This window comes from Vibrio sp. 16 (genome assembly GCF_963681195.1).
In the GTDB taxonomy this organism is placed as follows: domain Bacteria; phylum Pseudomonadota; class Gammaproteobacteria; order Enterobacterales; family Vibrionaceae; genus Vibrio; species Vibrio sinaloensis_D.
Genome location: NZ_OY808997.1, coordinates 2,477,725 through 2,503,900 on the forward strand (window position 1 = coordinate 2,477,725; position 26,176 = coordinate 2,503,900).

General features: G+C 46.2%; 27 protein-coding genes. 4 read left to right on the plus strand and 23 right to left on the minus strand.

The annotated features are described in order from the left end of the window. Window positions 1-17: 17 nt before the first annotated feature. Window positions 18-641 (minus strand): YigZ family protein, encoded by a 624-nt coding sequence (locus U9J37_RS11330; RefSeq protein WP_005476215.1) that lies wholly within the window; start codon window positions 639-641, stop codon window positions 18-20. 250 nt (window positions 642-891) lie between these two features. Between U9J37_RS11330 and fadB the strand changes: the two genes are divergently transcribed. Continuing rightward, complete coding sequence (gene fadB, locus U9J37_RS11335; protein ID WP_005476206.1) at window positions 892-3,063, plus strand: fatty acid oxidation complex subunit alpha FadB; 2,172 nt, start codon at window positions 892-894, stop codon at window positions 3,061-3,063. 14 nt (window positions 3,064-3,077) lie between these two features. After that, on the plus strand, window positions 3,078-4,253 hold the full coding sequence (fadA, locus tag U9J37_RS11340; protein ID WP_043887442.1) for an acetyl-CoA C-acyltransferase FadA: 1,176 nt from the start codon (window positions 3,078-3,080) through the stop codon (window positions 4,251-4,253). A gap of 57 nt (window positions 4,254-4,310) precedes the next feature. Here fadA and punR read toward each other — a convergent pair whose 3' ends face one another. Continuing rightward, on the minus strand, window positions 4,311-5,219 hold the full coding sequence (gene punR / locus U9J37_RS11345; protein WP_005476188.1) for a DNA-binding transcriptional activator PunR: 909 nt from the start codon (window positions 5,217-5,219) through the stop codon (window positions 4,311-4,313). Window positions 5,220-5,360: 141 nt separating this feature from the next. Here punR and punC point away from each other — a divergent pair, with 141 nt between their 5' ends. Further along, a complete protein-coding gene (punC, locus tag U9J37_RS11350; protein ID WP_043887444.1) occupies window positions 5,361-6,566 on the plus strand; it encodes a purine nucleoside transporter PunC in 1,206 nt (401 codons plus the stop codon). 52 nt (window positions 6,567-6,618) lie between these two features. Here the strand turns inward: punC and U9J37_RS11355 are convergent, their stop codons facing one another. Continuing rightward, the gene (locus U9J37_RS11355; protein WP_005476211.1) at window positions 6,619-7,395 is read right to left on the minus strand and encodes a transporter substrate-binding domain-containing protein; all 777 of its coding nucleotides are present in this window, start codon (window positions 7,393-7,395) and stop codon (window positions 6,619-6,621) included. A gap of 102 nt (window positions 7,396-7,497) precedes the next feature. Between U9J37_RS11355 and U9J37_RS11360 the strand changes: the two genes are divergently transcribed. Beyond that, window positions 7,498-8,238, plus strand: coding sequence for an amino acid ABC transporter permease (locus U9J37_RS11360; protein WP_005476213.1), 741 nt, complete (start codon window positions 7,498-7,500; stop codon window positions 8,236-8,238). A 64-nt stretch (window positions 8,239-8,302) separates the two neighbouring features. Here the strand turns inward: U9J37_RS11360 and glmU are convergent, their stop codons facing one another. The 20 genes from glmU to rpmH form a co-directional block, all read right to left on the minus strand. Beyond that, window positions 8,303-9,664 (minus strand): bifunctional UDP-N-acetylglucosamine diphosphorylase/glucosamine-1-phosphate N-acetyltransferase GlmU, encoded by a 1,362-nt coding sequence (gene glmU / locus U9J37_RS11365; RefSeq protein ID WP_005476183.1) that lies wholly within the window; start codon window positions 9,662-9,664, stop codon window positions 8,303-8,305. Between the two features lie 151 nt (window positions 9,665-9,815). Next, window positions 9,816-10,238 carry a F0F1 ATP synthase subunit epsilon gene (locus U9J37_RS11370; protein WP_005476200.1) on the minus strand — a complete coding sequence of 141 codons (423 nt, stop codon included), beginning with the start codon at window positions 10,236-10,238 and terminating at the stop codon, window positions 9,816-9,818. Between the two features lie 18 nt (window positions 10,239-10,256). After that, complete coding sequence (gene atpD / locus U9J37_RS11375) at window positions 10,257-11,660, minus strand: F0F1 ATP synthase subunit beta (protein WP_005476194.1); 1,404 nt, start codon at window positions 11,658-11,660, stop codon at window positions 10,257-10,259. 35 nt (window positions 11,661-11,695) lie between these two features. Continuing rightward, entirely contained in the window at window positions 11,696-12,562 is an 867-nt protein-coding gene (gene atpG, locus U9J37_RS11380; protein ID WP_005476185.1) for a F0F1 ATP synthase subunit gamma, read from the minus strand. Between the two features lie 42 nt (window positions 12,563-12,604). Further along, window positions 12,605-14,146 (minus strand): F0F1 ATP synthase subunit alpha, encoded by a 1,542-nt coding sequence (atpA, locus tag U9J37_RS11385; protein ID WP_005476202.1) that lies wholly within the window; start codon window positions 14,144-14,146, stop codon window positions 12,605-12,607. Window positions 14,147-14,159: 13 nt separating this feature from the next. Beyond that, window positions 14,160-14,693: a F0F1 ATP synthase subunit delta gene (gene atpH, locus U9J37_RS11390; RefSeq protein WP_005476190.1), complete on the minus strand. Its 534-nt coding sequence runs from the start codon at window positions 14,691-14,693 to the stop codon at window positions 14,160-14,162. A gap of 14 nt (window positions 14,694-14,707) precedes the next feature. Continuing rightward, window positions 14,708-15,178, minus strand: a complete 471-nt coding sequence (gene atpF, locus U9J37_RS11395) for a F0F1 ATP synthase subunit B (protein WP_043887446.1) — start codon at window positions 15,176-15,178, stop codon at window positions 14,708-14,710. A gap of 72 nt (window positions 15,179-15,250) precedes the next feature. After that, window positions 15,251-15,508: a F0F1 ATP synthase subunit C gene (gene atpE, locus U9J37_RS11400; protein WP_000450922.1), complete on the minus strand. Its 258-nt coding sequence runs from the start codon at window positions 15,506-15,508 to the stop codon at window positions 15,251-15,253. 43 nt (window positions 15,509-15,551) lie between these two features. Continuing rightward, complete coding sequence (gene atpB, locus U9J37_RS11405) at window positions 15,552-16,364, minus strand: F0F1 ATP synthase subunit A (protein ID WP_005476192.1); 813 nt, start codon at window positions 16,362-16,364, stop codon at window positions 15,552-15,554. An 8-nt stretch (window positions 16,365-16,372) separates the two neighbouring features. Further along, complete coding sequence (locus U9J37_RS11410) at window positions 16,373-16,762, minus strand: F0F1 ATP synthase subunit I (RefSeq protein ID WP_005476182.1); 390 nt, start codon at window positions 16,760-16,762, stop codon at window positions 16,373-16,375. A 189-nt stretch (window positions 16,763-16,951) separates the two neighbouring features. Beyond that, a complete protein-coding gene (locus U9J37_RS11415; RefSeq protein WP_005476204.1) occupies window positions 16,952-17,833 on the minus strand; it encodes a ParB/RepB/Spo0J family partition protein in 882 nt (293 codons plus the stop codon). A 23-nt stretch (window positions 17,834-17,856) separates the two neighbouring features. Beyond that, window positions 17,857-18,630, minus strand: a complete 774-nt coding sequence (locus U9J37_RS11420) for a ParA family protein (protein ID WP_005476196.1) — start codon at window positions 18,628-18,630, stop codon at window positions 17,857-17,859. Window positions 18,631-18,644: 14 nt separating this feature from the next. Continuing rightward, window positions 18,645-19,277: a 16S rRNA (guanine(527)-N(7))-methyltransferase RsmG gene (rsmG, locus tag U9J37_RS11425; protein ID WP_005476187.1), complete on the minus strand. Its 633-nt coding sequence runs from the start codon at window positions 19,275-19,277 to the stop codon at window positions 18,645-18,647. Beyond that, window positions 19,277-21,172: a tRNA uridine-5-carboxymethylaminomethyl(34) synthesis enzyme MnmG gene (gene mnmG, locus U9J37_RS11430; protein WP_005476191.1), complete on the minus strand. Its 1,896-nt coding sequence runs from the start codon at window positions 21,170-21,172 to the stop codon at window positions 19,277-19,279. Before mnmG ends, rsmG begins: the two co-directional genes overlap by 1 nt. 465 nt (window positions 21,173-21,637) lie before the next feature. Further along, the gene (gene mioC / locus U9J37_RS11435) at window positions 21,638-22,072 is read right to left on the minus strand and encodes an FMN-binding protein MioC (RefSeq protein ID WP_038141374.1); all 435 of its coding nucleotides are present in this window, start codon (window positions 22,070-22,072) and stop codon (window positions 21,638-21,640) included. Between the two features lie 51 nt (window positions 22,073-22,123). Next, complete coding sequence (gene mnmE, locus U9J37_RS11440; RefSeq protein ID WP_005476209.1) at window positions 22,124-23,485, minus strand: tRNA uridine-5-carboxymethylaminomethyl(34) synthesis GTPase MnmE; 1,362 nt, start codon at window positions 23,483-23,485, stop codon at window positions 22,124-22,126. A gap of 121 nt (window positions 23,486-23,606) precedes the next feature. After that, entirely contained in the window at window positions 23,607-25,226 is a 1,620-nt protein-coding gene (gene yidC / locus U9J37_RS11445) for a membrane protein insertase YidC (RefSeq protein ID WP_322413815.1), read from the minus strand. Window positions 25,227-25,228: 2 nt separating this feature from the next. Then, a complete protein-coding gene (yidD, locus tag U9J37_RS11450; protein ID WP_072016668.1) occupies window positions 25,229-25,492 on the minus strand; it encodes a membrane protein insertion efficiency factor YidD in 264 nt (87 codons plus the stop codon). Further along, on the minus strand, window positions 25,459-25,782 hold the full coding sequence (gene rnpA, locus U9J37_RS11455) for a ribonuclease P protein component (RefSeq protein WP_050796250.1): 324 nt from the start codon (window positions 25,780-25,782) through the stop codon (window positions 25,459-25,461). The genes yidD and rnpA overlap by 34 nt, the downstream gene beginning before the upstream one ends. Window positions 25,783-25,827: 45 nt before the next feature. Beyond that, entirely contained in the window at window positions 25,828-25,965 is a 138-nt protein-coding gene (rpmH, locus tag U9J37_RS11460; protein ID WP_038141364.1) for a 50S ribosomal protein L34, read from the minus strand. Window positions 25,966-26,176: the final 211 nt, after the last annotated feature.

A 26,176-nucleotide genomic window follows, 5' to 3' on the forward strand; every position in this document is an offset into this window, starting at 1 on the left:
TTCCAACTTCCTAGTATTTATTGTCCCTTCAGAGGGGTAACATGTGCTTTTGCACCACTTTTATTGATTACGCTCTGGGTGAAATCTGCGACATGTCTGCGCTCGATCTCAACCACCATTCGCACTTGGTCACTATACTCTGCCGATATTTCATGGCCTTCAAATTGGCCGATGAGGGACTGAGCAATAGGCATGAACCCATAGTCTAACTCTAGTTTCAATTGTGCGGTTATTTTTTTCTCAATTGTTTGAAGCAGCTTGAGCGCTTGTTGCACGCCGCCGCCATAAGCTTTGACCAAGCCACCTGTACCGAGCTTAATACCACCAGAGTAACGAGTGACTACCGCGGTGATCTCACCAACCCCGGAGCCAGACAACTGAGCAAGAATCGGCTTTCCCGCAGTCCCTGAAGGTTCTCCATCATCACTGAAGCCCCACTGCATGGAATCTTCTGGTCGCCCAGCAACGAATCCCCAACAATTATGGCGAGCGCCTGAATGTTTGTTTTTTATTTTTTCGACAAAAGCTTTCGCTGCATCAATATTTGGCGTGTGAGCTAAGTAGGTAATAAATACGCTTTTCTTTATTTCTTCTTCAAACTGACAAGGTTCAGAAGGTATTAAATAAGGTGTGTCGTTCATAATAACGCTAGGTTTTCTCAGTTCATTTGAGTCTATCACGACCACTCTTTACTCGTCGCCCTTGATCTGCACCAGCGCACAATGTTAAACACTTGTTTAAAAAATGTATTGAATTTAACCAAAGACCGATCCAAACTAATCTCACTGGTCAAACCAGATTAAAAATATAACAACTTTCCTGCTTGCCTGTTACGTGCCTTATGTGACAGGTGAACACACAATCCAAGATTGTATGTCATGGAGATAGACAATGATTTACCAAGCCGAAACCCTACAGGTAAAGGAAGTACAAGATGGTATAGCAGAGCTTAGCTTCTGCTCTCCAAAATCCGTTAACAAGCTCGACCTAGCGACACTAGAGTCACTCGACAAAGCCCTTGATGCACTAAAAGCGCACCAAGGACTGAAGGGCTTGATGCTCACCTCAGATAAAGACGCGTTCATTGTTGGCGCAGATATCACCGAATTCTTAGGTCTTTTCGCTAAGACAGACGCTGAGCTCGATCAGTGGCTGCAATTTGCTAACAGCATCTTTAACAAGCTAGAAGACTTACCGGTCCCGACTATCTCGGTACTAAAAGGCCACACGTTAGGTGGCGGTTGTGAGTGCGTGCTTGCAACTGACATCCGAATTGGTGATGAGACCACCAGCATCGGTCTACCAGAGACAAAACTGGGTATCATGCCGGGCTTTGGTGGTTGTGTGCGTCTGCCACGTGTTATTGGCGCCGACAGCGCAATGGAAGTGATCACACAAGGCAAAGCGTGTCGTGCGGATGAGGCATTAAAGATTGGTCTTCTGGATGCGGTTGTTGATAGCGACGCACTCTATGAGTCAGCACTCAAGACACTGACTTCGGCAATCAACGAGAAGTTGGACTGGCAATCTCGTCGTAAGCAAAAGACATCACCACTTACGCTAAGTAAGCTCGAATCAATGATGAGCTTTACCATGGCGAAGGGTCTAGTGGCACAAAAAGCAGGTCCTCACTACCCTGCTCCAATGACAGCCGTTATTACTATTGAAGAAGGTGCTCGCTTTGCTCGTAACGAAGCACTCGACATTGAACGTAAGCACTTCGTAAAACTGGCTAAGTCTGAAGAAGCAAAATCACTGGTTGGTTTATTCCTCAACGACCAATACATCAAAGGGCTTGCTAAAAAATCAGCTAAGTCAGCGAGTAAAGACACGCAGCGTGCAGCTGTACTTGGTGCAGGTATCATGGGCGGCGGCATCGCTTACCAATCTGCATTAAAAGGCGTGCCGGTGTTAATGAAAGACATCGCGCAACCTTCACTCGATTTAGGCATGACTGAAGCATCTAAGCTGCTAAATAAACGCTTATCTCGTGGTCGTATTGATGGCTTTAAGATGGCTGGTATTTTAGCGTCTATCACACCGAGCCTACATTACGCAGGCATCGAAGAATCAGACGTGATTGTTGAAGCCGTAGTAGAAAACCCGAAAGTAAAAGCAGCAGTTTTGAGTGAAGTCGAATCGCATGTCGGTGAAGACACGGTTATCACCTCAAACACCTCGACGATTCCAATCAATCTATTAGCGAAATCGCTAAAACGCCCAGAAAACTTCTGTGGCATGCACTTTTTCAACCCAGTGCACCGCATGCCTCTTGTTGAGATCATCCGTGGTGAACATACCTCTGAGGAAACCATAAATCGCGTTGTTGCGTACGCAGCGAAAATGGGCAAATCACCAATTGTCGTTAATGACTGCCCTGGGTTCTTTGTAAACCGCGTATTGTTCCCATACTTTGGTGGCTTCAGCATGCTACTTCGCGATGGCGCTGACTTTACGAAAATCGACAAAATCATGGAACGTAAGTTTGGCTGGCCGATGGGACCTGCATACTTGCTCGATGTTGTTGGTATTGATACTGCTCACCACGCACAAGCCGTTATGGCACAAGGATTCCCTGAACGTATGGGCAAACAAGGTCGTGACGCAATAGATGCGCTGTTCGAAGCAGATAAATACGGCCAGAAGAATGGCAATGGCTTCTACAGCTACACCATTGATAGAAAAGGTAAGCCGAAGAAAACCTTCTCTGAAGAAATCTTGCCGGTACTCGCTGACGTTTGTGCCGATAAACAGGACTTTGACGAACAAACCATCATTCAACGCATGATGATTCCAATGATCAACGAAGTGGTACTGTGTCTACAAGAAGGCATCATTGCCACTCCACAAGAAGCGGATATGGCACTGGTTTACGGTCTTGGCTTCCCTCCATTCCGCGGTGGCGTATTCCGCTACCTAGATAGCGTAGGTATTGCTGAGTTTGTTGCAATGGCAAAACAATACTCAGAGCTCGGTGCAATGTACCAAGTACCACAGATGCTGATTGATATGGCGGCGAAAGGTGAAAGCTTTTACGGTGCACAACAGCAAGGTTCTATCTAAGGAGGGATTCTAAAATGACTAATCAAACAAGAAATGTTGTCGTAGTCGATTGTCTACGTACTCCAATGGGTCGCTCTAAAGGTGGTGCTTTCCGTCATACTCGAGCAGAAGATCTATCTGCGCGCCTGATGAAGGGCATTCTTGCGCGTAACCCACAGGTAAACCCAAGCGAGATTGAAGATATCTACTGGGGCTGTGTACAACAAACCCTAGAACAAGGCTTTAACGTGGCACGTAATGCGGCGCTACTTGCTGGCCTACCAATTGAGATTGGCGCCGTGACGGTGAACCGCCTGTGTGGTTCATCAATGCAAGCGCTTCACGACGGTACACGTGCCATCATGACGGGTGACGCTGAAATCTGCCTAATTGGTGGTGTTGAGCACATGGGACACGTACCAATGAACCACGGCGTGGACTTCCACCCTGGCATGTCCAAGACAGTTGCAAAAGCAGCAGGCATGATGGGCTTAACAGCAGAAATGCTTGGTAAGCTGCATGGCATTAGCCGTGAGCAACAAGACAAGTTTGCTGCACGTTCTCATGCTCGTGCACATGCTGCAACCGTAGAGGGTCGTTTTAAAAACGAAATCCTGCCAATTGAAGGTCATGCGGCTGACGGCACGCTGTTCACTCTGGATTACGATGAAGTGATTCGCCCTGAAACATCCGTTAAAGGTCTATCTCAACTTCGTCCTGTTTTCGACCCAGCAAACGGTACAGTAACAGCTGGCACATCATCAGCGCTGTCTGATGGTGCATCAGCGATGTTGATCATGAGCGAAGAGAAAGCCAATGAACTTGGTTTGAAGATTCGCGCACGCATTAAAGGTATGGCCATTGCGGGCTGCGATCCTTCTATTATGGGTTACGGTCCTGTACCTGCCACGCAAAAAGCGCTCAAGCGTGCTGGTCTTTCAATTGAAGACATGGATGTGGTTGAGCTAAACGAAGCATTTGCTGCGCAATCTCTACCATGTGCTAAAGACTTGGGGCTACTTGATGTGATGGATGAGAAGGTCAACCTTAACGGTGGTGCAATTGCATTGGGTCACCCGCTTGGTTGTTCTGGATCACGTATCTCAACAACGTTAATCAACCTGATGGAAGCCAAAGACGCGAAATACGGCCTGGCAACCATGTGCATTGGTTTAGGTCAGGGTATTGCGACCGTATTTGAGCGCCCTTAGTAAGCTAAGCTATATATTTTTGTAATCAAAGCGCCAGTCCACACTGGCGCTTTTTCATTACGCTTGTAACCAATCTTGATAGAGCTGATCACTCGGCCCCAAATAATCAACCATCCATTGAATCATTTTGTGGTTTTCATCTTTACGCCAAACTAGGCAACAGTGACTCAACGGCTTATCTTCAGGAAGAATTTTCTCGACCAAAACGCCTTCAGTGATCAACGGCTGCGCGATATGGCGTGGCATATAACCCACCCCGACACCATGCTTTAAGCATTCAATAGCGCTATACCAGTTCGGCAATAACAATCGACGTTGCTTTGGATAATGAACGGTGTGACGCTTTGGTAGTACACTCGAGGTATCATCTAAACAAATTGCAGGGAATTGGCTGACAAACTCTTCTGTTAGGTGCTGCTGTTTAACACAGGCATGGCTTGATGACATTACAAATGCCCAATCCAAGAGACCCATGGCTTTAACTTCAAAGTCTCCACCGACAGGAATGGCCGATGTCGCGCCAACAACAATATCGGCACGCCCCTGTGAAATAGCCTCCCACGAGCCATTGAACACTTCCATATTGATCTGCAGCTCCGCATTGGGAAACGTTTGATAGAAATCTTCAATAAGAGGCTTGAGCCGCTCCAGCTTAACCACATTATCCAACGTCAACTTAAGCGTTTTCTTCCACCCTTGAGCTACCCGTCGAGTCTGGGCTTTTACCTCTTCCATCTGCCTAAGCATCGTTCTAGCTTGAGTAAGGAAAAGCTCTCCCGCAGGAGTCAGCTCTACCTTTCTTGGCAGTCGTTTAAACAAAACCACATCCAACTCTTGTTCTATTTGCCGAATGCTATAACTGATGGCAGAAGGTACTTTATGTAATACCTCAGCGGCAGCGGTAAAACTCTCTAGCCGCGCAACGGTGTCCACCAGCTCTAGGGACGATTGGGAAAAAGCACTCATAACTACCTTTCAATTTTTTTGATTGATAACTGCAAATTTTAGCGTTTCATTTTATTAAAAGTGAAGAATAGACTACTCAAGTTAATAAAAATGTTGGCGCCGACTGATAAATATCTATCAATTATTTTGAATGGAAAAATGATGAATATTTCAAAATTACAACTTTTTTACTTAGCTCTTTTATCTATGCTCGGCTTCATTGCTACTGATATGTATTTGCCTGCATTTAAAGCGATGGAGATAGATTTTGCTACAGGACCAGAGCAAATCGCCCTATCTCTGACCGTATTCTTAGTGGGTATGGCACTTGGCCAACTCTTATGGGGCCTAGCTTCGGATAAATTTGGTCATAGAAATACTCTGGCGGCGGGTCTAACACTATTCACCGTTGCTTCATTTGGCTTGGCTTACAGTGACCAAGTGTGGCAACTTCTCACATTGCGCTTTGTCCAAGCGATCGGTGTGTGCGCGCCAGCTGTAATCTGGCAAGCGATGGTCATTAAGCGTTACTCGAGCAGTAGCCAACAAATTTTTGCTACCATCATGCCATTAGTCGCATTATCCCCCGCATTAGCCCCACAATTAGGCGTGCTTCTCGCCGATAATTTTGGCTGGAGCAGTATTTTTATTGCGCTCACGCTAATGGGCATCATGCTAGTTATAGCGACGATGGCACAAAACAATGAAGAAGTAGAGTCAAAGCAAACCAGCATATCGTCAGACATTAAGGCTCTACTCGGCTCTAAAACGTACCTCGGTAACGTGTTGATGTTCGCCACCGCCTCTGCGGCGTTCTTTGCTTACCTGACCGGAATGCCAGAAATCATGGCGCAACTGGGCTACGAAGCGAAGGACATTGGTTTAAGTTTTATCCCACAAACCATCGCCTTCATGCTAGGTGGTTACTTGGGTAAAGTGGGCGTACGCAAGTTTGGTGATGAGAAAGTGCTGCGCCAACTGATAGGTCTGTTCAGCGTTGCTGCTCTGCTTATTTTCCTCGCTTCACAGTGGCAACTAACATCAATCTGGCCAATCCTAGCGCCTTTCTGCTTGATTGCGGTAGCGAATGGTGCGCTGTACCCAATCGTGGTAAACCGTGCATTAGCAAGTGCGAAGCAAAGCCCAGCGACGGCTGCTGGTCTGCAAAACAGCCTACAAATTACCGTGAGCAGCCTTTCAAGTGCACTTGTTGCCGCGATGGCAAGCCAAGCTCAGATGGTCACAGGCGTTGCAATCATCATCTGTATGGGTGGACTATGGGTGGGTTATATCGTGTCAAATCGAGAACTCTCTCAGCACTTCACAACGCCTGATAATGCTCGCGTCGTGAGTGAAGAGGAACTCTAATTTTTAATCGTAAGAGCCGCTGTTGTGCGGCTCTCTATCTCAATTAGAGACGTTACATACTCTTTAAGCCCCACTTTTCGGCGGTTTGCTTGAAGAAGCCTTGCGTTTTTTTCAGTTCAACCCAGTGGTTAATGTAGTTGATCCATACTTGGTCATCTTGCGGTAACAACATGGCAATTGGCGTTGGTTTGCGTGGTTCTTTCACCGGTACAATAGCCAACTGCTTAAACTTTTCCACCAGCGTTGCGGCTTCTACATTTGAGGTAACGGAAACATCAGCTCTGCGGGCAAGCAGTTCTTGGAAATCACGAGCAGGCGCTTCAATCACAATGTGTTGCGCAGATGGGAAGAAGTCTTTGACCATTTTTTCTTGTACAGTACCAAGCGTTGCAGCCACTTTTACATCCGGCTTATCGAAATCAGCCCAGTCAGAGAATTTCGCCAAATCTTTCTTTTGCACCACAGGTACAAACGCGAGGTAGAAATATGGTTGGCTATAACCCGCTACCTTCGCTCGTGACATATTTAACGACGCACTGCCGGTGATGTCATATTTGTTCGCAGTAATCCCATTCACGAGTGTTTTCCAATCGGTAGCGACAAACTCCACCTCAACACCCAAATCTTTTGCTAACTCTGTGGTCACATCAATATCGAACCCACGGTAACTGTTCGTCGCGGGATCTTTCATTGTCATTGGATTCCAGTCTCCAGTGGTGCCAACACGTAACACACCATTCTCTAGTATTTCGTGTAATCGGCTATCCGCATAAGCCAACTGAGTAAGCGCGAGTAACCAAAGACCAACAGCAAAAATTAGCTTTCTCATTTTATTTCCTTATATATTTATTTTGATTCGAGATTTCTAAAAACACTCTTGATAACATAGCAGTAACAAGCGGCATTTATTAGTCAAGTTAGGAAATGAAGATTGAACAATCGAACTCTGTGGCTATTTTTCCCATTTTTACTGACTGGTTGCTCGGATTATCAGTGGGGTTGGTATGTGCTGGATCCTTCAACCGAGCAAGGACTCACTAACATCCGCTTTCTGATTGCTGGGTTCAACGACACGATTCAAGTTTCTCTTCTTAGCATGTTGTTTGCCATGACCATCGGTTTGCTCGTCGCACTCCCTGCACTTTCCAACTCACCTATCCTAAAGGGGATAAATCGCCTCTATGTGGAGATCATTCGTTCGATACCCGTCTTAGTACTATTGCTGTGGGTCTATTATGGAATGCCAACGTTGCTGGATGTGTCTTTGGATCACTTCTGGGCAGGGGTGATTGCTCTAACCGTCGCCGAAAGTGCTTTTATGGCCGAAGTCTTTCGGGGAGGGATCCAAGCGATAAGTCGTGGTCAGCATGAAGCAGCGGAATCGTTGGGGCTAAGTTATTGGCAGAAGATGCGCTTGGTGATTCTACCCCAAGCGTTTAGGCAAATCTTACCGCCGCTTGGCAACCAGTTTGTTTATATCCTTAAGATGAGCTCTTTGGTGAGTGTGATTGGTTTGAGTGACCTAACAAGACGAGCCAATGAACTAGTGGTTAATGAGTACTTACCTCTAGAAATTTACACCTTCTTAGTTCTCGAGTACTTAGTGTTGATTTTGCTGGTTTCTCAAGCCGTGCGCTGGCTAGAGAAACGTATCGCTATTCCAAGCCATTAACCCTCAATAATAAAGCCGCTCATAAAGAGCGGCTTAGAAAAAATGACTTAAAGCTTGTTAGTGCTTACTTCTTTTTTACAGGACGCTGCCAACCGGTAATCTTACGCTCTTTCGCACGAGTGATGACTAGTTCACCCTCAGCGACATCTTTGGTCAGCGTCGTGCCTGCCCCAATCGTTGCGCCATCAGCAATAGTCACTGGCGCAACAAGCTGGCTGTCAGAGCCAACAAACACATCGTTACCGATCATAGTCTTAAACTTGTTTGCACCGTCGTAGTTGCACGTAATAGTACCTGCGCCGATATTTGTACGCTGGCCGATCTCTGCATCACCTAAGTAAGTTAAGTGATTAGCTTTAGAGCCTTCACCAATACGTGCATTCTTCACTTCAACGAAGTTACCGACGTGAGAATCGTTACGCATCTCAGCACCTGGACGCAGGCGAGTGAATGGCCCCACTGTACATTCTTCGCCAACAGTAGCACCTTCGATTACACTGTATGGGCGAATAACCGTGTTGTCGTCGATTTCACAATCTTTCAAAACACAACCCGTGCCGATTACGACATTGTCACCCAGAGATACGTTACCTTCGATGATAACGTTGGCATCAATTTCACAATCCATACCACATTGAAGCTCACCACGTAGATCAAAACGTGCTGGGTCGCGCAACATTACCCCTTGCTCAAGCAGTTTTTTTGCCTGCATTGACTGAAATGCGCGCTCAAGTCGAGCCAACTGAGCTCGGTCGTTCACACCCTCAACTTCGATTGGGTTAACAGGGTGTACCGCCTCTACCGCTCGACCTTCGTCGTGTGCAGCCGCAATGACATCCGTTAGGTAGTATTCACCCTGTGCATTTTCATTATTAAGACCCGATAGCCAGCGCTTAAGATCGCCGCCAGTTGCTACCATGACGCCAGTATTAATTTCTTTGATCAACTTCTGTTCATCGGTTGCATCTTTTTGCTCGACGATAGCAACAACAGGACCATTGCGACGAACGATACGACCATAGCCCATTGGGTTATCAAGGACGACAGTCAGCAGTGCAATACCACCTGTAGGCTGCGCATCCAACAAACCTTCGATCGTTTCTTCCGAGATCAGTGGTACATCACCGTAAAGCACGAGGATCTTTTCGTCATCTTCAAACTGAGGAGAAGCTTGATCCACTGCATGACCTGTACCCAATTGATCCGCCTGAAGTACCCAGTTCACATTCTCTTGCGCGAGTTCTGTTTGCATTTGATCACCACCGTGACCATAAACCAAATGAATATTCTGCGCTCCGAGGCTATTACAAGTATCAATCACATGTTTGACCATAGGTTTACCTGCCAACGTATGGAGCACCTTAGGCTTGTTAGAGTACATGCGAGTACCTTTACCCGCTGCGAGAATCACCGCGCTAAATTTCATGAATGGACCTGTATGACGTTGTATTAAAATTGAGAGGTATTTTAGACACTAATCGTTAATTAGTTAATTGATCAGGAAAAATTTCTAATAAAAAATAAGCAAAAAGGCGGTCAATTGACCGCCTTTATCACTTTTAAAACAACACCGTGGCTTAACGACGCTGTTTCGTCAGCTCGATTACTCGTAGCTGAGCAATGGCTTTAGCCAGTTCACTAGCCGCTTGAGCGAAGTCCATATCACCGTGCTGGTTTTGAATTGCTTCTTGAGCACAACGCTTAGCTTCTTCAGCCTTAGCTGCGTCCAGTTCTTCACCACGGATAGCTGTATCAGCCAGTACAGTCGCTGTACCAGGTTGAACTTCTACCATACCACCAGAAACATAAATAAATTCCTCGTGGCCGTGCTGCTTAACAAGTCGCACCATCCCAGGCGTGATAGCGGTTAGCAGCGGAGTGTGTCCATGGAAGATACCAAGTTCACCTTCGCTACCGGTCACCTGAAACGTTTCAACACGACCAGAGAAGATTTTCTTCTCAGCGCTTACTACGTCTAGGTGAAAGGTTATTGCTGCCATATCGCCTCCTAGTTAGCCTTATAGCTTCTTCGCATTCTCGATAGCATCTTCAATTGCACCACAGTACATGAAAGCTTGCTCTGGAATGTCATCGTAATCACCAGCTAGTAGACCTTTAAAGCCACGTAGAGTCTCTTTTAGAGGTACGTAAACACCTGGGTCGCCAGTAAATACTTCCGCTACGTGGTAAGGCTGAGTTAGGAAACGCTCAATCTTACGTGCACGAGATACAACTTGCTTATCTTCTTCAGATAGCTCGTCCATACCTAGAATCGCAATGATGTCTTTCAGCTCTTTGTAGCGCTGAAGTGTCTGCTGAACGCCACGAGCAATGTCGTAGTGCTCTTGACCAACAACTAGAGGGTCAAGCATACGAGATGTTGAATCTAGTGGGTCGATCGCAGGGTATAGACCCATTGCAGCGATGTTACGGTTAAGTACAACCGTTGCATCCAAGTGCGCGAACGTTGTTGCTGGAGACGGGTCAGTCAAGTCATCCGCAGGTACGTATACCGCCTGTACAGACGTGATAGAACCTGATTTCGTTGACGTGATACGCTCCTGTAGTACACCCATCTCTTCTGCAAGAGTTGGCTGGTAACCTACCGCTGAAGGCATACGACCTAGCAGTGCTGATACCTCTGTACCTGCAAGTGTGTAACGGTAGATGTTATCAACGAACAGTAGAACGTCACGACCTTCGTCACGGAACTTCTCTGCCATTGTTAGACCAGTCAGTGCAACACGCAGACGGTTACCTGGTGGCTCGTTCATCTGACCGTAAACCATCGCTACCTTAGACTCTTCAGGATTTTCAACGTTTACAACGCCCGCTTCCTGCATTTCAAAGTAGAAATCGTTACCTTCACGAGTACGCTCACCTACACCAGCAAATACTGATAGACCAGAGTGCTGAAGTGCGATGTTGTTGATAAGTTCCATCATGTTAACGGTCTTACCTACACCAGCACCACCGAATAGACCGATTTTACCACCCTTAGCGAATGGACAAACTAGGTCGATTACTTTAACGCCAGTCTCTAGTAGAGCGATCTCGTTTGATTGCTCTTCGTAGCTTGGTGCTTCACGGTGGATAGAGTAAGTCTCTTCCGCACCGATTTCACCACACTCGTCAATTGCGTCACCTAGAACGTTCATGATACGACCTAGGGTCTTAGTACCTACTGGTACTGAAATTGGAGCGCCTGTATTTACTACTTCAACTCCACGACGTAAACCATCAGAGCTACCCATTACGATACAACGAACTACGCCACCGCCTAGCTGTTGCTGAACCTCAAGAACTAGACGCTCTTTTGATTCTGTTACGTTCAGAGCGTCATATACACTTGGTACTTCACTCTGTGGGAACTCTACGTCGACTACTGCACCGATGATCTGTACGATCTTACCTGTAGCCATCGTTAATCCTCTAAACTGTTTCGTTTTACCTAAGCTTAAACCGCTGCCGCACCTGAAACGATTTCAGATAGCTCTTGTGTGATCGCAGCCTGACGGGCTTTGTTGTACACAAGTTCTAAATCATCAATCAAGTTGCTCGCATTATCAGTTGCAGCTTTCATTGCAATCATTCGAGCCGCTTGCTCACAAGCAAGGTTCTCAACCACACCTTGGTATACTTGAGATTCCACATAACGCACTAGAAGCGTATCTAGTAGCGCTTTTGGTTCTGGCTCGTAGATGTAGTCCCACTGGTGGGTACGCTGCATCTCTTCGCTGTCCGATTTAGGCAAAGGTAGTAATTGATCGATCGTTGGTTGTTGAACCATAGTGTTCACAAACTTGTTGCTAACTACGTATAAACGGTCCAACTCACCTTCATCGTATTTCTTCAGCATTACGCTTACAGAACCGATTAGGTCTTCAAGGCTAGGCTTATCACCTAGACCAGAAACCTGTGCCGCTACTTTTGCACCGCTGTTGTTAAAGAAGCCAGTTGCTTTAGAACCAATCAATGCCAGTTCAATTTCAGCGCCTTTCTCTTTCCAGCTTTGCATGTCTGTGACTGCTTTTTTGAACACGTTAATGTTCAAGCCGCCACATAGGCCACGGTCTGTAGAAACGATGATGTAACCAACACGCTTAGCTTCACGCTCTTCTAGGTATGGATGACGATACTCTAGACTCGCGTTAGCTACGTGACCGATCACTTTACGTATTGTTTCAGCGTATGGACGAGAAGCTTCCATTGCATCTTGAGAACGACGCATTTTTGAAGCTGCTACCATTTCCATTGCTTTCGTAATCTTCTGAGTGCTTTTAACACTACCGATTTTATTACGTATCTCTTTTGCGCCGGCCATCGTTACTCTCCATTAGTTGGTGGCATTACTGCCACCGACCTATTACCAAGTTTGGGTTGCTACGAAGTCGTCAGTCAGCTTCTTAAGCTGCGCTTCAACTTCATCGTTGTATGCACCCGTCTTGTCGATCTCAGCTGCAAATTCAGCGTATTGACCGCGAGCGAACGATAGTAGAGCCGCTTCGAAATCTAGCAGTTTGCTTAGTTCAACATCTGCTAGGTAGCCGCGCTCTGCCGCAAAGATTACTAGCGCTTGGTCAAATACAGACATAGGAGCGTACTGCTTCTGCTTCATTAGTTCTGTAACTTTCTGACCGTGGTCTAGCTGTTTCTTTGTCGCTTCATCAAGGTCAGATGAGAACTGTGCGAATGCCGCAAGTTCACGGTACTGAGCTAGTGCTGTACGGATACCGCCTGATAGCTTCTTGATGATTTTCGTCTGTGCAGAACCACCAACACGAGATACTGAGATACCTGGGTCAACCGCTGGGCGAACACCCGCGTTGAATAGCTCAGTCTGTAGGAAGATCTGACCGTCAGTAATCGAGATTACGTTTGTCGGTACGAATGCTGAAACGTCACCAGCTTGAGTTTCAATGATAGGCAGTGCAGTTAAAGAACCTGTCTTACCTTTCACTTCACCGTTAGTGAACTTTTCTACGTACTCTTCGCTTACACGAGCTGCACGCTCTAGTAGACGTGAGTGGAGGTAGAAAACGTCACCTGGGAATGCTTCACGACCTGGTGGGCGTTTTAGTAGTAGAGAGATCTGACGGTAAGCTACCGCTTGCTTAGATAGATCATCATAAACAATCAGTGCGTCTTCTCCGCGATCACGGAAGTATTCACCCATCGCACAACCTGCGTATGGCGCTAGGTATTGTAGCGCTGCAGATTCAGAAGCCGATGCAACAACAACGATAGTGTTTGCTAGCGCGCCGTGCTCTTCTAGTTTGCGAACTACGTTAGCGATAGTCGATGCTTTCTGACCGATAGCTACGTAGATTGAGAAAATACCAGAGTTTTTCTGGTTGATGATTGCATCGATCGCCATTGCTGTTTTACCAGTCTGACGGTCACCGATTACAAGCTCACGCTGACCACGACCAATTGGGATCATTGAGTCAACAGATTTGTAACCAGTTTGAACAGGTTGATCAACCGACTTACGATCGATTACACCTGGTGCAATCACTTCTACAGGCGAAGACAGTTTCGCTTCGATTGGACCTTTACCATCAATTGGCTCACCTAGCGTGTTTACAACACGACCAAGCAATTCAGGACCAACTGGTACTTCAAGAATACGACCAGTACCTGTAACTTTCATGCCTTCCTTAAGGTCAGCATATGGACCCATTACAACCGCACCAACCGAGTCACGCTCAAGGTTAAGTGCTAGTGCATAACGGCCACCCGGTAATTCAATCATTTCACCTTGCATCACGTCCGCTAGGCCGTGAATGCGAATGATACCGTCGCTTACCGATACGATAGTACCTTCGTTGCGAGCTTCACTAACAACTTCGAAAGATTCGATACGTTGTTTGATTAGATCGCTAATTTCCGTGGAATTAAGTTGCATGCTCCAATCCCCATTAAGACTGCAATGCATCGCTCAGGCGGCTTAAACGGCCACGTGCTGAGTTATCGATGACTAAGTCTCCGGCTCTAATAATAACCCCACCAAGTAGGGCCTCATCTACGCTGCAATTCAGCTGGACTTTGCGTTCAAGACGCGTTTCAAGTTTGCTGCTGATGTCTGCTTTTTGCTGGTCAGAAAGTTCTGTTGCTGAAGTAACTTCAACGGTGATTTCTTTCTCGTGTTCTTGCTTAAGTAACAAGAACTCAGCGCATACATCAGGAAGGGCCTGTAATCGACCATTCTCAGCCATCACCTTAATCAGGTTTTGACCGAACTCATCAACTTGTTCGCCACATACCGCAACAAATACTTCTGCAAGTTTGTCTGCAGACATTGAGCTGGTTAACAGCTCATGAATTTGTTCGTTATTGGCAACTTCCGCTGCAAAAGACAACATTTGACCCCATTGGTCTAGTTGGTCTTTTTCAACAGCAAAGTCGAATGCTGCTTTAGCATAGGGGCGTGCGATAGTAGTCATATCAGCCATGTGCGCCCCCAGACTTAAAGTTTTGCAGTAATGTTGTCGAGAAGATCTTTGTGCGCATCTTTATCGATTGAACGCTCAAGGATTTTCTCAGCACCAGCTAAAGCCAGAGTTGCAACTTGTTTGCGCAGTTCATCGCGCGCACGGTTGCGTTCAGCTTCAATTTCAGCTTCCGCTTGAGCAAGGATTTTCTGGCGTTCTGCCTGAGCTTCCTCGCGAGCTTCGTCTAGAATTTGAGTCTTACGCTTGTTCGCTTGCTCAATGACCTCAGTTGCTGTGCGCTTCGCTTCTTTCATTTGAGAAGAAGCATTAGCTTGAGCTAGATTCAAGTCTTTCTCAGCTCGTTCTGCCGCTTGAAGGCCATCAGCGATTTTTTTCTGACGTTCTTCAATAGCGTTCATGATTGGCGGCCATACATATTTCATGCAGAACCACACAAATAGTGCGAACGAGATTGCTTGACCTAGCAGAGTTGCGTTCATATTCACAACAGCTACCCCTCTTTATTGGACTTAGTGTTAATCAATGACAAACCGATGCTTGCCTTTGAAAAGCAAAGATTAACCAGCTAGTTGACCAACGAATGGGTTTGCGAAAGTAAATAGTAGAGCGATTACGATACCGATCATTGGAACCGCATCCAGTAGACCCGCGATGATGAACATCTTAACTTGTAGCATTGGTGCCATTTCTGGTTGACGTGCAGCACCTTCTAGGAATTTACCACCTAGTACTGCGAAGCCGATTGCAGTACCTACTGCACATAGACCAACGATGATTGCTACTGCGATTGCTGAAAAGCTCAATACAGTTTCCATTACTATCTCCAAATATACTTTTGACTAATAAGAGTTTAAAAAATTAGTGATCGCTGTCTTCGTGTGCCATTGACATATAAACAATCGTTAGCATCATAAACACGAAGGCCTGAATCGTGATTACCAGAATATGGAAAATCGCCCACGGAAGTGAACCCATCCATTGAAGGAACCATGGTAGCATTGCCGCACAAAGAATGAATACAACCTCACCTGCGAACATGTTACCGAATAGACGCATACCAAGTGATAGAGGTTTCGCTAGTAGCGATACCACTTCAATCAGTAGGTTAAACGGAATCATCGTCCAGTGATTAAATGGATGTAATGCTAGTTCTTTGGCAAACCCACCTAGACCTTTCACTTTGATGCTGTAGAAAATCATCAGAGCGAATACGCCTATTGCCATTCCCATGGTGATGTTCGCATCAGCAGAAGGTACTATCTTAAGATAAGGAATACCTAGCCAATGCTCTGCTGGGTAAGGTAAGAAATCGATAGGCACAAGGTCCATCAAGTTCATTAAAAATACCCAACAAAAGATAGTCAGTGCGAGAGGGGCAATCAATGGGTTGCGTCCATGGAACGTATCTTTGACGTTTTCCGCGACAAATTCTACGATCATTTCAACAAAACATTGAAGCTTACCCGGCACACCTACTGTCGACTTCTTAGCTACTTTGTAAAACACTCCTAAGAACATTAAACCAGTGATCCAAGAAAACAACAGGCTATCGATGTGTATGTTCCAGAAACTCGTCTCTTCCGCCACTAACCCCAACTTGTAAGTTGAAAGGTGAGTAAGGTGGTGAGTGATGTAACCGGAAGCTGTTAGCGCTTCACCTGGCGCAGCCATAACTCATCCTATTTTTTGTTGTTAATGAATAGCGCTGGCGCAAAGATGTTAATCCCAAGTACCAGCAAATAGGTTAGTTTCAGGGGAACGAGTTCCACCTGCATATACATGTAAGCAACGGAAAAGAGTGCCACTGTGATGAGAATCTTTAGTGCTTCCCCAGTGTAGAAAGACGCAGCAACCATTTTGGCAGCACGAGCCCCTACAAAGAGAAAAGCACACAAGGCAAATACAGCATTAGCGATAACAAAAATGCCACCACCAATTAGCGCTGAAACTCCCCATTCAGTATTTACAGCAATCGCCATTCCTGCTGCCACTAACGTAACCGCGCCCATTTCGATCAACAACAATCGCTTAGCAAGCTCTCGTCCTGGTCTAGCTAACGCAGCCACCATGTATTCGTACCTCTAGTAATATCCACTTTGCACGACTTCACTCTGTGCTGGGAAATTGGCAAAAATTATACGGTCAGTGTGCCTTAATGCAATTAAAAGCCCGCAAAAAGTTACATTTTTGTTTACAAACCGACAACTTTCGCACAAAAAATAGTTTTTTACATAATTGATTGAGATCAATTATCTCATTTAGCTCTCTAGCTTGGCAATCAGTTGCTCTAATTTGTGAGGCTCATCAAGACTAATCGTCACTTTCGACTTTCCGCTAGGGTTTCGGACAATAGCAACTTTACCCCCGAGCATTACACTCAATTTTTGTGACAATTCTTGTATCTCCACATCTTGAGGAGCATTTTTATCTTCAACTGCCGGTTGCAGACATTTTTTTACAAGTTGTTCCGTTTGACGAACCGTTAATTGCTTCTTGGCCACTTGTTGGGCAACTTCGATTTGTTGTTCGCCCTCAAGAGCTAGCAGTGCTCGAGCATGCCCCATATCGAGCAAATTGTCTGAAACCAAACCTTTTACGTCATTTTCTAACTGATTAAGACGTAATATGTTGCTGACAGCCGCTCGAGACTTACCTATCACATCAGCGACCTGCTGATGAGTCAGTGAGAATTCTGTTTGCAAACGCTCAAGCGCAACCGCCTCTTCAATCACGTTGAGATCTTCGCGTTGAATGTTTTCGATCAATGCCATCGCGATCGCCGCGCGATCTTCCACATTTTTGATCACACAAGGCACTTGTTTTAGACCCGCTTTCCGCGCCGCACGCCAGCGCCGTTCACCCGCGATAATCTCAAATTTGTCGTGTTCAACCTGACGAACGACAATCGGCTGGATAATGCCTTGGGATTCAATCGACGCTGCCAACTCCTCTAGTGCCTCAGGTGACATATCTTTGCGTGGTTGATAAACGCCAGGCTTAAGACTGTTGATGCTTAAGTCGGTCAATTCACCTTCAGATGAGAGCTGTTGACTCTGGAGCGCATTTTGCTGTTTTTCACGCGCTAGCGAACTAGTCGAAAGCAGAGCATCAAGCCCTTTACCCAAACCACGTTTAGACATGAGACGGAGTTCCTTTGGTTGGTTTATGCAGGTACTTCTTCACGGCGAAGCATTTCGCCAGCAAGCGCGAGATAGGCTTTTGCGCCTGCAGAGTATTTGTCGTAGTACATGGCTGGTTTGCCATGGCTTGGCGCTTCAGCCAAACGAACATTACGAGGAATAACAGTGCGGTACACCTTGTTGCCAAAGTGCTTCTTCAGTTGATCGGACACTTCATTCGAGAGCCGATTGCGAGGGTCATACATGGTGCGCAGCAACCCTTCAATCTTTAGGTTCTCATTCACCACGGCCGCAAGTTTACTGATTGTGTCCATTAACGCCGTTAAACCTTCTAATGCAAAGTACTCACACTGCATAGGAACCAAGACCGAATCCGCTGCGGCCATGGCATTGATTGTAAGAAGGTTTAGAGAGGGAGGACAATCGATAAAGATGAAATCATAGTTATCGCGAACTGACGCAAGAGCGTGCTTTAGGCGTACTTCTCGAGCGAAGACTTCCATTAGCTTGATTTCAGCCGCCGTCACATCTCCGTTCGCGGCAATCAAATCATAGTTTCCTGATGTGTTCGTACAGACCACTTCAGAAAACGGCACATCTTCGACGAGAAGTTCATAGGCAGTCGCATCGACTTGATACTTGTCAACGCCACTGGCCATGGTTGCGTTCCCTTGTGGATCAAGATCAATCACCAAGACTTTACGCTTAGTCGCAGCCATAGAGGCCGCTAAGTTGATACAGGTTGTTGTCTTACCAACTCCACCTTTCTGGTTGGCGATCGCTACGATTTTACCCACAATGGACCTCGCTATTATTCCTTGCGCGATAAGATTACTAGATGACGCTCACCTTCCAATTGAGGAACATTCAAAGCTTTGATGTCGGTCACACAACACCACTCAGGAAGTTCATCAATCTCACCCTGTGGTAATTGCCCCTTCAGTGCCAAAAATAGCCCTGTTTCGGCTTTTGGAAGGTGGTGACACCAACTTACCATATCTACCATAGATGCGAATGCTCGGCTCAGTACGGCATCAAATTTTTCTTGTGGTTGAAACTCTTCGACGCGACTTTGAATCGGCATCACATTTTCGATCTTCAGCTCATGGAGTGCTTGCTTGATAAAACGGATACGCTTGCCAAGGCTGTCGAGTAAGTGAAAGTGCTTATCTGGGCACATAATGGCCAGAGGAATTCCCGGAAGTCCAGGACCTGTGCCTACATCAATAAAGCGCTCACCTTGTAAGTGAGTGCTAACGATAATGCTATCTAGAATATGTTTCACTAGCATTTCTTCGGGATCACGAACCGAAGTCAAGTTGTACGCTTTGTTCCACTTATTGAGCATTTCAACGTAACCAACCAGTTGGTTACGTTGCAGTTCAGACACTTCTAAGTCAGTTTGCGCGATGAGTTCATCAAGCTTATTACGAAGTTGGCTCATTACGCGACCTCACCTTTTTTTAAAATGCCTTGCTTTTTCAAGTGAACCAGCAAAATGGAAATCGCAGCTGGTGTAATACCAGAAATACGAGAAGCAATACCGATACTTTCAGGTTTCGCTTCCGTCAGTTTTGCGACTACTTCATTGGAGAGACCACTAACTTTGGAGTAATCCATATCGACAGGTAGTTTCGTGTTCTCATGACGCAGAGATTTTTCGATCTCATCTTGCTGTCGCTGAATGTAACCTTCGTATTTCACTTGGATTTCAACTTGCTCAGCGGCTTGTTGATCCTCAAGTGCAGGCGCAAAACGATCCAGAGCCGTGAGCTGTGAATAGGTCATCTCAGGACGACGCAGAAGATCTTCGCCACTTGCTTCACGAGACATTGGCGATTTTAGAATCGCATTAAGGGCATCGATACCTTCTGATTTAGGATTCATCCACGTTTCTTTCAGACGTTGACGCTCTTTTTCCATGTTGTCGATTTTTTCGTTGAAACGTGCCCAACGCGCATCATCAATCAAACCTAGCTCGCGAGCTTTTTCTGTCAAACGCAAGTCTGCGTTATCTTCACGCAACAAGAGGCGGTATTCTGCACGAGAGGTGAACATGCGGTACGGTTCTTTGGTACCCATGGTAGACAAATCGTCAATTAGCACGCCCATGTAAGCTTGATCGCGACGTGGGCTCCAGCCTTCTTTACCTTGGCTGTGCAAGCTTGCGTTCAAGCCCGCCATCAAGCCCTGTGCAGCTGCTTCTTCGTAACCCGTTGTGCCGTTGATTTGGCCGGCAAAAAACAGACCGCTAATAAACTTGGTTTCGTAAGTCTGTTTCAAATCACGTGGGTCAAAGAAATCGTATTCAATCGCATAACCAGGACGAACAATATGCGCGTTTTCAAACCCTTTCATCGAACGCACGATCTGAACCTGAACATCAAATGGTAAGCTGGTGGAAATACCATTTGGATAGAGTTCGTGAGTCGTCAAACCTTCTGGTTCAATAAAAATCTGGTGGCTGTTTTTGTCAGCAAAACGCATCACTTTGTCCTCGATCGAAGGACAGTAACGAGGACCAATCCCTTCAATCACTCCAGCGTACATTGGACTGCGATCAAGGTTGTTGCGGATCACTTCATGCGTACTTTCGTTAGTATGCGTGATGAAACATGGGATTTGACGAGGATGCTGAGTGCGTTGTCCCATGAATGAAAATACTGGTGTTGGATTATCACCATGTTGTACTTCCAACTCTGAGAAATCGACACTTCGAGCATCGATCCTTGGAGGTGTCCCTGTTTTAAGACGATCAACACGGAATGGGAGCTCACGGAGACGATCAGCTAGCGCGATCGAAGGTGGATCCCCAGCTCGACCACCTGAAGAGCTCTCCATACCAATATGGATCTTGCCACCTAAAAAGGTGCCGACGGTAAGGACCACGGCTTTTGCTCGAAACTTAAGCCCCATTTGGGTTACAACACCTACAGCGGTGTCATTTTCCACAATTAGGTCATCCACTGACTGTTGGAAAAGCGTTAAGTTGTCAGCATTTTCAAGGGCTTCACGAACATACGCTTTGTACAGAGCACGGTCTGCTTGCGCTCGAGTCGCTCGTACAGCTGGGCCTTTAGAGGCATTGAGCGTTCGAAATTGAATACCCGCATGATCGATAGCCTGAGCCATTAAACCACCCATTGCATCGACTTCTTTGACTAGGTGACCTTTACCAATACCACCGATTGCTGGGTTACATGACATTTGGCCCAAAGTATCGATATTGTGAGTAAGCAAAAGGGTCTTTTGACCTGTCCGTGCAGATGCTAATGCGGCTTCCGTTCCTGCGTGACCGCCACCAACGACAATGACGTCAAAGTTTTCGTGATAGAGCATGAACTGACCTCAGGTATTCAATCAAGCTATAGAAAGATAAAAGAGCGTTATTCTACCTTCTTTCACAGAGTGTGGAAACGCTTTTGAGACTTTTCATTTAAAGGCTTGAAAGACTTATATATATAAGATCTATATATATGATCTTTTATTAGATCTATTATTAGGATCGACGATCTCTGTGGATAACTCAAAAATGATCAACAAGATCATGGATGTTTTATGGATCGTAATCTGTGATCAGCCCTTGATCAGATCGAGGATTTCCTGAGATCAAATTTGATGGTTATACACAGGGGTAAAAAAGGATCCGAGTTGTTATTGGGATAACTATAGGAAAGTCACTGGATTTGATCTAGTTTATCCACAGACCGAATGGTCGCTTTTTGACCAAGTAAACTTAAAAGTGGTGGGAGAAGTTATTCACAGAGAGGAAATCAGAGCCGAAAAACGACTCTGAATTGGGGATTAGAAGCGTTCAATATGTTCTAGTAACCAAGTTTCAGCTGCATCTTCGGGTACTGAGTGGCTGAGTACATCGATGGTTAAACAGTCAGTAATGGGGGCTGCACCAATATCTTCCAGAAGGTCATGGGCATGTTTTCCAGCGGCACAGAAGGTGTCGTAGCTCGAGTCACCAATCGCGATCACGGCATACTTAACCTCACTCATTTTAGGTGGTGTGTTTTGCAATGCGCTAATGAAGGGCTGAATGTTATCTGGATATTCGCCCGCACCATGCGTTGATGTGATAACAAGCCATGTCCCTTTGTTTTCAATATCGTTAATGTCTGGTTGGTTGTGGATTGTGGTTTCAAACCCTTTCTCAATCAGAAGATCGCTTAGGTGGTCACCCACATATTCAGCTCCGCCTAAAGTGCTGCCTGTTATAATGTGAATCATTGTTCGTCCTTTACTAAAAGAAGTGCGACCTAGAGGTCGCACTGTCGATGATTATTTACCGATACAGAAAGAAGAGAAGATGCGGCCCAGTAGGTCATCTGAGCTGAACTCGCCAGTGATTTCACTCAAATGTTGCTGAGCGATACGCAGCTCTTCTGCCAAAATCTCCCCAGCCATATAGCCCTCAAGCTGCTGTTGACCAATGTCTAGGTGTTCGGCTGCGCGTTCCAGTGCCTCTAGGTGTCTGCGACGAGCCATAAAGCCGCCTTCATTACCTCCAGCAAAGCCCATGCACTCTTTTAAATGGCTGCGTAGTGACTCGACACCTTCACCCGTCTTCGCTGATAAGCGGATAAGAGTTGGAGCGTTGACATGACAAATGCCAAGATCTTCACCGGTTTGATCAGCTTTATTGCGGATCACTGTCATACCAATGTTATCTGGTAGGCGATCAACGAAGTCTGGCCAAATTTCTTTTGGATCGGTGGCATCTGTGGTTGTGCCATCAACCATAAAGAGTACGCGGTCCGCTTGAGCGATTTCGTCCCAAGCGCGTTCAATGCCGATTTTCTCGACTTCATCAGAGGCGTCACGCAGACCGGCAGTATCAATGATATGTAGTGGCATGCCATCGATATGGATATGTTCACGCAGCACGTCACGTGTAGTTCCTGCGATGTCGGTCACAATGGCCGACTCTTTGCCTGATAGTGCATTGAGCAGGCTTGATTTACCCGCATTCGGACGACCAGCGATAACCACCTTCATGCCTTCACGCATAATCGCGCCTTGGTTCGCCTCTTGGCGTACCGCACTCAGGTTATCAATGATGGCTTGCAGATCGCCTGCTACTTTTCCATCAGCCAGAAAGTCGATCTCTTCTTCTGGGAAGTCAATTGCCGCTTCAACATAGATGCGAAGGTGGATCAGGGATTCGACCAGAGTGTGAATACGTTGCGAGAACGCACCTTGCAGTGATTGTAGGGCGGATTTAGCCGCTTCTTCCGAACTCGCATCGATTAAGTCAGCAATGGCTTCTGCTTGAGCGAGATCGAGTTTGTCATTTAAAAATGCGCGCTCTGAAAATTCCCCCGGTCTTGCGGTACGAATCCCCGGTATTTGTAGGATGCGTTTTATTAGCATGTCCATCACGACAGGGCCGCCATGACCTTGCAGTTCAAGGACATCTTCACCAGTGAATGAATGCGGGTTCGGGAAGTACAATGCGATACCTTGGTCAAGTTGGGAGCCATCTTGCGAGGTAAAGGGTAAGTATTCTGCATAGCGTGGACGCAGTGTTTTCCCTGTTACTTCTTGAGCGACTTTCTCTGCCAGTGGGCCGGATACTCGAATAATGCCGACGCCGCCACGACCAGGGGCGGTTGCTTGGGCGACAATGGTATCTGTAGTCATAGTTGTGCCTGTAGAATCTCGGTGCCATTGCATGGCAAATAAGTAATGTGATGAATTGTAATCAGCTCAAATAAAAAAGGCGACCTTTTGGCCGCCTTTGATAATAATTTCGCATTAAAGGTTACTTAGAGTGTAAGCCTTTTTTCTCCAATGCTTTGTAAATAAGCGTTTGTTGGATAAGCGTTACGATGTTCGATACTAGCCAGTATAGAACCAGACCTGATGGGAAGAACAGGAAGAAGAAAGTAAACATAACCGGCATAAAGGTCATGATCTTCTGCTGCATTGGATCCGTCACGGTCGTCGGGCTCATCTTCTGGATTAGGAACATGGATGCACCCATCAGTAGTGGCAAGATGTAGTACGGGTCTTGCGCTGAAAGGTCATGAATCCAACCGAAGAATGGCGAGTGACGTAGCTCAACCGATTCCATCAGTGCCCAGTATAGTGCGATGAAGATAGGCATCTGTAGGATAAGAGGAAGACAGCCACCTAGTGGGTTCACTTTCTCTTTCTTGTACAGTTCCATCATTTCTTGACTCATGCGCTGACGGTCATCGCCAATACGCTCACGCATTGCTTGCAGTTTAGGTTGCAGCATGCGCATTTTCGCCATAGATGTGTATTGCGCTTTCGTTAGTGGGTACATGGCACCACGTACGATGAACGTTAAACAGATGATTGCCACACCCCAGTTGCCAACAAAGCTTTGAATAAACGAAAGCAGTGAGTGCAGAGGTTTCGCAATGAACCATAGCCAGCCGTAATCGACAACCAGGTCTAGGTTTGGTGCAACTTCAGCCATCTGGTCTTGAAGTTTTGGACCGACCCAAAGCGTTGCCGTCATTTGAGCGCTGTCACCGGTTGCGATGGTTTTGTTCGGCATACGAACGCCGATATCGCCAAGATTGCCAATAACGCGAGTGTATAGGTTGGTGCCTGGCTCGTTGCGTGGAATCCATGCTGATGCGAAGTAGTGCTGGATCATTGCCGCCCAACCTTGACCATCTGGCAGGTTTAGAGACAAGTTACGATCTTGCATATCTTCGAAGCTGTATTTCTTGTAGCGCGTATCTTCTGTTGAGTATGCGCCACCACGGTAAGTTGGCATTGTGATGCTGCCACCAGCGTCAAGAAGGTTTTGACGTAGGTGAGCGTACATACCGAATGTCGCGTTGTTGCCAGAGTTGTTCACAACGTTGTATTCAACGTCGATCGCGTAGCTGCCACGCTTAAGGATGAATGTCTTAGTGTACTCTAAGCCGTTTGCTGCGTATGTCATTGGAACGCGAAGTTCATCTTGGCCATCTGCTAGAGTGAAGCTATCCGTGCTGACTGCGTATGCAGGACGGTTAGTACTGCTTAGGTCGATACCTTGAGGGCCAACAAGGCCACTTTGAGCGATGAACTGGTGACCAGGCTCGTTTTTAAGTAAAACGAATGCATCAGCAGAATCCATCTCAGCCGAGTATTGGTTTAGATCTGCGTGAATGACATCACCACCAACTGTATCAATCGACAGAGTCAATGCATCAGTGGTCACGGTAATCGTTTTAGCAGAAGCTTGCTGACCAGGAGCTGGATCTAGCTCGTCAGCAAAAGATGGGGCAGGTAGAGTACTGCTTGATTGAGCCTGCTCAACCGGCTGAGGCGTTGGGTTCTTTGCAACTTGCCATTGTTGGAACAATAGGAAAGAAACCAGTGCTAGCGCGATTAACAGGATATTACGTTGAGAATCCATCGTTAATTGTCTCTGTCTTGTTTTTGGACTGGTGGAACGGGGTCGTATGTCCAACCCTTTTTATTTAAAGGGTTGCATTTTAATAGACGTTTGCTTGATAACCAACACCCTTTTACAAAACCGTGAGCTTTCAACGCTTCAATGGCATAAGTAGAGCAGGTTGGAGTAAAACGACAACGCGGTCCAAGAAGTGGACTAATAAAGCCTTGATAGAGTCGGACGAGGCCGATCGCTAACCGCGAGAGGGGCGAGACAGACGCTGCCATAATTTATCAAACAGTTTAAACATTTCATCGTTGCTTAAATCTTGCGCGCTTTTCTTGGCAATAACAACAAAATCTTTGTTAGGAAGCTGATGTTGTTTGTTACGAAAGCTTTCGCGAGCGAGACGCTTGAAGCGATTACGACCAACAGCAGTTTTAATCTGTTTCTTCGGAACGGCTAAACCTAGTCTTGGGTGAGATAAGGAATTTTTGCGAGCAATGATAGTGAAATGAGGAGAGCCAGCTCGATGAGCTTGCTGAAAGACATTTTGATAATGCTCGGGAGTTAACAAGCGTAACTCCCGATTGAACGCGTACGTATTCAAAATAATCGAAGATTACTTAGAAAGACGCTTACGGCCTTTAGCACGACGTGCGTTGATTGTTGCACGACCGTTCTTAGTAGCCATACGTGCACGGAAACCGTGAGTACGCTTGCGCTTTAGAACTGAAGGTTGAAAAGTGCGTTTAGACATGGTTATTACCTTTACTGATCAGTAGTTTTAGGTCAATGTTAACCCGGCGTGGGTATACGAGGTCTTCTCTATATATAAAGAGGACAAACCGACGCCTCTCAACAAAGAGGCGGAATTGTAATCACAGTCACACAAAGTGTCAATCTTTGTGCAAGCGCTAAATTCCGGCCGAGCGATTATACGTAGTGTGAGCAAAATCTCAAGGATCAAA